Source organism: Leptospira ainlahdjerensis, assembly GCF_016919175.1.
GTDB lineage: Bacteria > Spirochaetota > Leptospiria > Leptospirales > Leptospiraceae > Leptospira > Leptospira ainlahdjerensis.
In genome coordinates this window covers 1-7,350 of the sequence record NZ_JAFFPU010000054.1, presented here as the reverse complement: position 1 = coordinate 7,350, position 7,350 = coordinate 1, and the positions used below count along the sequence as shown (strand labels likewise).

Sequence of the window (7,350 nt, the reverse complement as noted above, 5' to 3'; positions counted from 1 at the left end):
ATTCTTCTTGTTTGGACTTATTTAGTTCTTCCGGCTTCGATCTCCGCTGAGAACGCGCCTTCCGAAAAAAAGATCGAAATTCTGATTCCGGACGGAAGTAGTCCGGATTCGACTTGGGGTAAGGATCTCCTTCCTTTCGAAGACATCGATCTTTTAGGAGACGCGAGCGAGGAGAATTCTAAGATTCATTTTGAAAAATCCAAAGAGGACTTCCGCACCGCACTGGATCGTTTTCGAAAGGCGAACGAACTCGCGGAGGCCAAACGCAAAGACTTCGAACAACAGACGTTTGAGGCAGATCGTTACGAATGGCAAAGAAAAAATCGAAAGGAAAACTTTGAACGTGCGATCTCGAGAGATCTGAACAAGGCGAGATCGGATTCCATACATCTTTTGGTTTCTTCCATGAATTCTTTGGAAAGAATTCAAAATCCGAAAGTAAGAGATACGGACGGATTTCGAGAATTACAAGCCGGCATCTACAGAGAATACATCAAACACCAACTCGTCCTTAAAAATTTTCTCCAAGCGATGGACCTACTCGAGCGATATATCGGGATCGGAACCAAGTATTACGAAGACTCGGAAGCGCAAGGTTTTCTCGCCAATTGTTACGAAAGGGCTTATCGCCTTTCGAAAAAAAACCGAAACGACGAGGCGAGAGAGAAATACGATATTCTTCGAAAAAAACACGGTCTTTTATACGCCGAATATAAATTCGGAAAGGATTCTCCCGACTTTAAGGAATTCTCTCGGGAACTCTTTCGGGATTGAGAAGGAGAAAACTCTCGGAAAGTCGGAACTCCGGAATGCAGTGATCCGCGATGTTGTTCCGACAAACTAAGTTTTATAGAAAAAGATTGAGAGTCGGAACTCCGGACTTGGAAGTGTCGTCAAAGTAGATCTAAAGTCGGATTTTTAGAGTTCGTCCTGCAACGGAAAAGAAAAATTGTATTCGTTTCCTACAAATGGCCTAACTTTTGCTTTTCGAGGGAGGAGATTGGTTCCATCGATTGAATACGCGAGGAGTTCCCACACTTCAGAGTTTCGGACAAGCCTTAGTCCGTTTTAGAGAAGATCATCGAAGAAAACAGAATTCTAAAAAGCCCAAAATCAAAATCCATTCGATTTGGAACGATTCTTACTGAATTCCGAGTCTCTTTTTCAAACTGCGATTTTCTTCGATCAGATCCTTGATTTCTTTTTCGGTGTAGGCGAAAAGTCGATCCTGCGCTTCGAGAATCTTATCCAATTGGATCTCTTCTATATGAGAATAATCCAAAGCTTGTTCCGTCGCTTTTTTGAAATCCAAGGCGTCTTTTAGTTCCTGGGTTTTCATAGAATCCAAAATTTCGGAAACTTTCAATCGTTCGTGAAGAGCGAGGAGCTCCTTGTTCTTGAGCTCGTTGACCCTTTCCAGAGCCTTGTTGATTTCTTCGTTGTTTTTCTTTACCTTGGATTCGAATTCTAAAATGGCTTGGAGGGCTTCGTTTGCTTTGGCCGCGTCCTTGTATTCTTTCTGCGCGAGCTCGAAAACTCCTTCAAAAAATCCGATGTTGGTAAGACAACTGTTTCCGATTTCATTCGCCGCAAGTTTGTAGAATTCGGATTGAATCGTTCTATCCAATATCAATCGAAGATTTCTCGGATGTACTGGATGTTCTAAAACTTCGATCTTTCCGGTTTCCGGAACGACCCCGTTGATCTTTTCGGATTCTTCCGAATAGATCATGATCAAACTGACATAGGGATGGAGTTCGAATTTACGGATGAATTCCCGAATATGGTTCCACTCCTGAAAATTTACGGAAAGAAAAAAGATATGAATGTCGGCTTTCATCAAATCGATAGCGCCCAGTCCGTCGAGAGAGACTTTGCTCAATTCAATATTAACACGAGGGTGCTTCCAGATCTGAATCGGGAATTCTTTTCCTGAAGTGAGATGCCAAATGATTGCGTTTTTTTGACTCATCGTATTAATTCCAAAGCTAACCAGCGGATTTTCCCGGGTCAGGAACCTCTTTTCATGATCTTTTTTAATTTTCCCCATATACTTAATCTTTCTAATCTCTCTGTCAATTTTGATTTTTGATCAGAAATCTTATCCAGAACCTTTTGAATCGGTTTTGGGAGATCCATATCCGTTCTTTTGATCATGATATTGATGCTCAATATAGCGATCAAAATGTTCGCGCTCCAAGGTCCGATCCAATCCGGAACCTTATCATTGTAGGAGATCGTACTTCCCAGGGTAAAAAATGTAAAGTAGATCATTAGGAAAACAACTGCAAGCGTAAAACTCATTCCTTTTCCGGATCGTTTTACCACGAGTCCAAGAGGAAAAGAAATGAAGAAAAAGATCAAACAGGAGATCGGCATTGCGATTCTTCTATGAATTTCGACGTTAAAATCCGTAAGAACCTTCTTTCCCTGCTGCATCAGAGCCATCAACTGGGTGAGAACCGAATATCTCTGGGTCATCTCATCCGGCGTGAGAGTTCCGTTGGCCGCGCCCATGGCGAGATCGATCTTCATCTGCTCCACCATTTGCTTTAGTCCGATTAAACCTTTTATCTCGACTCCCATTTCTTTTAGGGTTTCGAGTCCCGGAATTTTTTCCAATCCCTCGGATTCCATGTTGTTCCTGATTTCGAACAAGACGGGCATCGAAAAGGTCTCCGGTTTTACGTTCAATTCCAAGGTTTTCTTTTCCTTTCCCTTGGGAATGTTATAATCCATTTCTCCGTTTCGAAAATCAGTGACGGAAAAACTCTTACGGTCATCGCTCCATTCTAAGATCCAACCGTCTTTGAGACGAATGGATTTCTCGTATTCCCCGTCGGGTCCGAGTTTTTCTACGAGATTTCCTCTTCCCGCGTTGATGATTTGGATGATTCTCGAACCGCCCATCGGAATCATTTTTCCGCCGATGTGGAAGTATTCGTTTCCTTCGAGAAAAATTTCCCATTCCCGAATCTGAACCCCTTTCAGTTCACCCGTGTCGGAATTCATCCCTTCGGTGTACATCGTTCTCGCACGTTTTTCAAAAAGATCCTGAGTTTTATCCCCGCTGAACTGACCCGGCGTGATCGCGAGCAGAGGATTGTAGGCGAGAACCCATTTGTTAAACTCGTTCATCTTTCTCGTATTCTCCGGAGAAAGATAGAAGTTGAGATAACCTACGATCAAGGCCATCGCAAAACCGAATGCAAGAAAGTTAATATAGATTCTAGGAAAGCTGACTCCCGCGGAACGGATCGCGGTGATTTCGGAATCTCCGGAAAGTCTTCCCGCGGCCATGATCCCGCTCATAAGACATGCCATCGGAATCGTCATCGGCAAAGTATTTGCAAGAAGATAACCGAAGTAATCGAGAAGACGAAGCGGATCCACTCCCTTCCCCACAAAAAGACCGATCATTTTTTGAAGAGCAAGGACCATATAGACCATCGTAAAGAATGCGAGAGCGACCAGAAACGGGGAAAGAATTTCTCCCAGGATATAACGATCCAAGATCGGAATGACCATGTAGAATTTTCTTTTATCAGTATGAACTTTGAAATCGGGAGGAAGGTCTTCTACGCTACTGAGACGAACGGTTCTTAAATCCGCGCCTCCGCTCGACGCGTTTTTTTTCGGAGCAGAATCGTTGGAGGATCCGAGGATCGAATCTTTTTGTTTTGCTATCTTTTTGGAAAGAGAAGAATCCGAATTCTTCTGAGAAGACGATGTCTTCTTCGTCTTCGATTCCGTTTCGGAAGATTTTGTTTTATTTGCCGATGCGCGCGCTACCGACTTTTTGCCGGAAGGTTTTTTCGGATTGTCTCCATCCTTCAAGCAAGGATCCTTCCTTTCAGAGTCGCGCTCGTTGCACTTTCAATTTGAACGTTTACGGAAGTTCCGATCATTTCAGACGCGTTCTTTCCTTCGGGAAGTGGAAACACAGTCATTCTTCCACAAGGAGTTCTTCCGCAGAGCTGATTCTCCGACTTACGGGAAGTGTTCTCAATCAAAACGGAATATACGTTTCCGATCCGAGAACGATTTTGTTCGTGGGAGATAGAAGTCTGAAGATCCACGAGTTTGGTGAGTCTCGCCGACTTCACTTCTTCGGGAACGTTGTCCGGAAGTTTTCTCTGAGCCACCGTTCCTTCCCTTTCGGAATACTTGAACATAAAAGCCATGTCGAACTTCACGTCTCGAACCACCGCAAGAGTGTCCTCGAATTCTTCTTCGGTCTCGTTGGGAAAGCCTACGATGATGTCGGTGGTAAGTCCTACGTCGGGAACGATACTACGGATCTGCTCTACAACTTCTAAGAATTCTTCTTTGGAATAAGAACGTTTCATCTCTTCCAAAACTCTCGTGTTTCCGGCTTGAAGAGGAAGATGAATGTTCGGACAAAAACGGGGATTCTCCGCCATGAGTTGAAGAAGATGAACAGGAAAGTCTTTCGGATGCGGAGAAGTAAAACGGATTCTTTCGATCGTAGTTTCATCCAAGAGCATACGAATCAGACCGGCAAAGTCCTGTCCTTCTTCTTTGTAAGAATTTACGTTTTGACCGAGAAGAGTCACCTGACGAATTCCCTGATCGGCGAGATCCTGCACTTCGCGGACGATGCTCTTCGGATCCCGGCTTCTTTCTCTTCCTCTTGTATAAGGAACCACACAGAAAGTACAGAAATTATTGCATCCTCTCATGATCGTAACGAAGGCTTGGATACCGTTTACGACCCGAGGTTCGATTTCGTCGTAGGTTTCGATCTTAGAAAGACGTGTGAGCGCGAGAGAATTTTCTCCGGAACGGATTCTTTGGATGAGTTCGGGAAGACTTCTGTAGTTGTCCGGTCCTACGACTAGATCCAGAGGAAGTTCTTGGTGAAAAAGATCGTCTCCCAGGTTTTGGGCCATACAGCCCAGAACACCAATAACAAGTTTCGGATTTCTCTTTTTGAGATATCCGAGGGATTGGAGACGGTTGTAGATCTTTGCGTGGGCGTTTTCACGGATCGCGCAGGTATTTAAAAAGATAATGTCGGAGTCTTCCGGATCCAAGGAGGAAGAATATTCTGCGTCCTTCATGAGGCTGGCGACGATCCCGGAATCGTATTCATTCATCTGGCAGCCATAGGTCTCGATATAGACCTTTCCTGCCATTTTTTCTACTTCCAGAACGCTCATAGGACTGAATTTCTGCTTGCCGGACCGGCTGTAAAGGGGTTTTCCATAGATAGGGAAGCGCGTTTTGTATCGTCTAAAAAACCGGTTCTTCCAAGCAAAAAACGACCATGGCTGTAAATACAAAACTCGACTACTATCAGATTTTGAATCTTTCCCGGAGTTCCGACCTCCGGAAAATCGAGTCCGCTTATCGAGAATTTTTAGAAACCTTGGAAGCCGAGCCCTGGAATCCATCTTTGGAATTGGATCGGGAAGAAGGAACCCGAGCCTACCTCGTCCTCAGTTCTCCCAAAAAAAGAGAAGAATATGATAAGACCTTGGATTATGAGTTCCTACTTTTGGACACGACCAAGGTCCCGGAAGAATTCGAGTCCTTTTATAACGTGCAAAAACTTTCCGAGGGCGAAGAAACCAGGGAATTCTACTCTCGCTTTTTAGAATTCAAGAAGGATCTTGAAGATACACTTCGAAATTTAAGAATCACAGTCTTATTCTTTTTGAGCGCTTTTTCCTTTCTTACGATTTTCGCACTTTCCATGGCTCTCGCTCAGAAAAATGGTTTTCTCTCTCCCGGCGCCGAGTTGTTCTACAGAAAGTGGGGAATTCTTTGTTCCGCATTCTTTCTTTTTTCCGGCTATGCGATCTTTCGAAAGGTCGTAACTCCGAAAAAAAACGGATCCAAGAAAAAACGGGGAAGCCAATCACTTGAAGACAACAACAAAGAAAAACGATCCTAAACACCTCGCAGAAGACGAAATCTCCTACTACTATTCCCTTCTCCAAGAAGAACTTACGACCTTTGACTGCGGAGAATTGTGCAAACCCGATAACGACGGAATTCCTTTCTGTTGTATCGCAGATAACGCAGTTCCGACCTTATATCGTTCCGAATTCTCCATGTTAAAAAAAAGAACCGATCTCTGGAAGGTCTGGAAACCGGAGACAAAAGAAGACAAAAAAATGCTCGCGGAATACGATTCCAAAGAAACTCTCTTTTGTGAATGCAAAGGAATTCAGTTTTGCGAAAGAGACAATCGTTCGATCAGTTGTAGGACCTTTCCACTCGAACCCTATTTGGATACGAGAGGAGTGATGGTCGGACTTGTTTTTATGAAAGAATTCACCGGGAAATGTCCGCTCACTTTGAGGGCCAAAGATATCCGACAAGAATTTGTAGATAGTCATTTTATCTTCTGGGAAAAACTCCTCTTCCGTTTGGATAGCGAATACGAAACCTTTTGGAATTCCTCAAAATCTTATCGAAGATCCCGGTCCAAGACTGGAAAAGAATTTCCGATCTTTTTCCCGAGCCATCTCAAAGGAAAAGATTATCTGAAAGAATACCTCTGAACAGAGAAAAAACAAACGTTTTAGAATTTCGCAATCCACCCTCGACCCACAATTCTTTGTTAAACCGAACTTTGTTTTCTGTTTCGGGTAACGTATGCGCCGGAGGTTCCAACGATATTCGTCCGGACTATCTTTATAAATCCGTTTTGGATTTTTAAAGCGTTGAAAAAAATCCCAAGACTTTGAGTTTCCTCGTTTCTTTCGGAAAAGAAAATCGAAGAGTCCCCAAAAATCAAACCTTCGCAAGAACTCTTGGCGAAAGGCTTAAAGTAAAAAATTAAATCGGATTCGAGTTTGAAAAATCGTTTCTTTTTCTTTGCTTGAGGAAGAATCTGCATTCGGCTTTGATTTTGGTCTTTCAGGGTTTCGAAAGACCCGACGGTTCCTCCTTACTCTGTGCGGTCGGTTTAACGTACAAAGACTGGAATCCGAGTCCCCATCACCTGGTCGAAGGTTCGATTCCTTCCTTGCTTCGGTAAGTAGCTCAGATGGTTAGAGCAGGCGCCTGTCACGCGAGAAGTTGGTCTCTTCGCAAAAAGACCGAAACAAAAAAGAATAAAAGGCGTCCAGCTTTCGAGTTCGCTTGAAAGCAATCAGATGTTTGCCTTGCAGAATGATGGATACCGAATCGAAAATTCGTCTCAAAAAGGTTTCCGAAACGTTTCGAATGAAAAGAAAGAGACCGGCTTTGATTCGATGTAACGATTCTCAAATGATTCTCCGTAAACCTTTGGTGGATTCCTTTTATTCTTTTTGAAAACATGTCCAAAGCGAAACGTTAAAAATAAAAGACCAAGTTCGTCGTCATCATTCTATC

At 43.5% G+C, this 7,350-nt stretch carries 6 protein-coding genes; 3 read left to right on the top strand and 3 right to left on the bottom strand.

Annotated elements, in window-relative coordinates; translation table 11 throughout:
- The gene (locus JWG45_RS14595) at window positions 1–774 is read left to right on the top strand and encodes an FcpA-related putative periplasmic flagellar protein (RefSeq protein WP_205280419.1); all 774 of its coding nucleotides are present in this window, start codon (window positions 1–3) and stop codon (window positions 772–774) included.
- A gap of 367 nt (window positions 775–1,141) precedes the next feature.
- Here the strand turns inward: JWG45_RS14595 and JWG45_RS14590 are convergent, their stop codons facing one another.
- The 3 genes from JWG45_RS14590 to miaB are packed head-to-tail and all read right to left on the bottom strand — an operon-like array spanning window position 1,142 to window position 5,183.
- On the bottom strand, window positions 1,142–1,972 hold the full coding sequence (locus JWG45_RS14590; RefSeq protein WP_205280418.1) for a hypothetical protein: 831 nt from the start codon (window positions 1,970–1,972) through the stop codon (window positions 1,142–1,144).
- A 38-nt stretch (window positions 1,973–2,010) separates the two neighbouring features.
- The gene (locus JWG45_RS14585; RefSeq protein WP_205280417.1) at window positions 2,011–3,837 is read right to left on the bottom strand and encodes an LptF/LptG family permease; all 1,827 of its coding nucleotides are present in this window, start codon (window positions 3,835–3,837) and stop codon (window positions 2,011–2,013) included.
- The gene (gene miaB / locus JWG45_RS14580; RefSeq protein ID WP_205280416.1) at window positions 3,834–5,183 is read right to left on the bottom strand and encodes a tRNA (N6-isopentenyl adenosine(37)-C2)-methylthiotransferase MiaB; all 1,350 of its coding nucleotides are present in this window, start codon (window positions 5,181–5,183) and stop codon (window positions 3,834–3,836) included. Before miaB ends, JWG45_RS14585 begins: the two co-directional genes overlap by 4 nt.
- A 107-nt stretch (window positions 5,184–5,290) precedes the next feature.
- Between miaB and JWG45_RS14575 the strand changes: the two genes are divergently transcribed.
- Together JWG45_RS14575 and JWG45_RS14570 are read left to right on the top strand one after the other, a co-directional pair.
- A complete protein-coding gene (locus JWG45_RS14575) occupies window positions 5,291–5,920 on the top strand; it encodes a J domain-containing protein (protein WP_205280415.1) in 630 nt (209 codons plus the stop codon).
- Complete coding sequence (locus JWG45_RS14570) at window positions 5,889–6,533, top strand: hypothetical protein (RefSeq protein WP_205280414.1); 645 nt, start codon at window positions 5,889–5,891, stop codon at window positions 6,531–6,533. The genes JWG45_RS14575 and JWG45_RS14570 overlap by 32 nt, the downstream gene beginning before the upstream one ends.
- Window positions 6,534–7,350 lie beyond the last annotated feature (817 nt).